Raw genomic sequence first — 933 nt, 5'->3', positions numbered from 1 at the left:
AGTCGGCTTGCGGTGAGCTTCGAATCCACCGTCGGCCTGCGTGGCCAGGGTCAGTTGCTTGGGCATCGGGTACGCTCGTACGTAGTGGCCTTGCTTGGACCGCGGGGCAAAATCAGAGTTTCCCTAGAGAAGCTATCTCCAAAGCTGATCTGTTCTATTACATCTATGGCGTCCTGCACTCGCCGGACTACCGCGAGCGCTACGCCGACAACCTCAGCAAGGAACTGCCCCGCATCCCCCGAGTCAAGACTTCAGGCGACTTCTGGGCCTTCAGCAAAGCCGGCCGCGCTTTGGCAGATCTACACCTGAAGTATGAAACCGTCACCCCATATCCGGTGAAGATCGACACCGGCGGAAAGCGCCTAACCGACGGCGACTATCGCGTGGAGAAGATGCGCTACGGCAAAAAGGGCAAGGAAAAGGACCTCACCACCCTTCATTACAACGACCACATCACCCTGACCGGTATCCCGCTGGAAGCCTACGACTACGTGATCAACGGCAAGCCCGCGCTGGACTGGGTGCGACGTTCCCCCGCCAGTGCGTGAGGACCGACAAGGCTAGCGGCATCGTCAACGACGCCAACGACTGGGCCATCGAAACCATGGGCAACCCCAGGTACCCCCTGGAGCTTTTCCAGCGCGTGATCACAATCAGCCTGGAAACGCTCAAGATCGTTCAGGCCTTGCCCACCCTCGACATTCTGGATGGCGGCTGAGGCAACCCACACTGCTTCAGCCGCCACAGGGCGCTTGCGCGTTGCTCGACTTGATGCGAGAAGTTAGAGCGCCGACATCGCTGGTGTGATGGCGACGTCCCCCCGCCTTTGAGTAGCACATCGGTTTGGAGTCCAATCCCCCATTCGAAGGAGATTGGACGTGAAGAAGCGTTTTTCCGAAGAGCAGATCATCGGCTTCCTGCGTGAGGCGGAAG

General features: G+C 59.2%; 3 protein-coding genes. 2 read left to right on the top strand and 1 reads right to left on the bottom strand.

Annotated features, from left to right (window positions below; genetic code table 11):
• Together OSC30_RS16780 and OSC30_RS16775 are read left to right on the top strand one after the other, a co-directional pair.
• Positions 1–548 (top strand): type ISP restriction/modification enzyme (locus tag OSC30_RS16780; protein WP_267172993.1); only part of this gene is annotated, 548 nt, incomplete at its 5' end.
• Positions 545–718 (top strand): hypothetical protein, encoded by a 174-nt coding sequence (locus OSC30_RS16775; protein ID WP_267172992.1) that lies wholly within the window; start codon positions 545–547, stop codon positions 716–718. The genes OSC30_RS16780 and OSC30_RS16775, both read left to right, overlap by 4 nt.
• Positions 719–734: 16 nt before the next feature.
• On the opposite strand, the gene OSC30_RS16770 is transcribed toward OSC30_RS16775, so the two are convergent.
• Positions 735–933: hypothetical protein (locus tag OSC30_RS16770; RefSeq protein ID WP_267172991.1), on the bottom strand; the 199-nt coding region annotated here is incomplete at its 5' end.

The sequence above is a fragment of the Frateuria hangzhouensis genome, assembly GCF_026410505.1.
GTDB lineage: Bacteria > Pseudomonadota > Gammaproteobacteria > Xanthomonadales > Rhodanobacteraceae > Frateuria_A > Frateuria_A hangzhouensis.
Note: the sequence above shows the minus strand (reverse complement) of the source record. Positions and strands in the feature narration are given on the sequence as shown.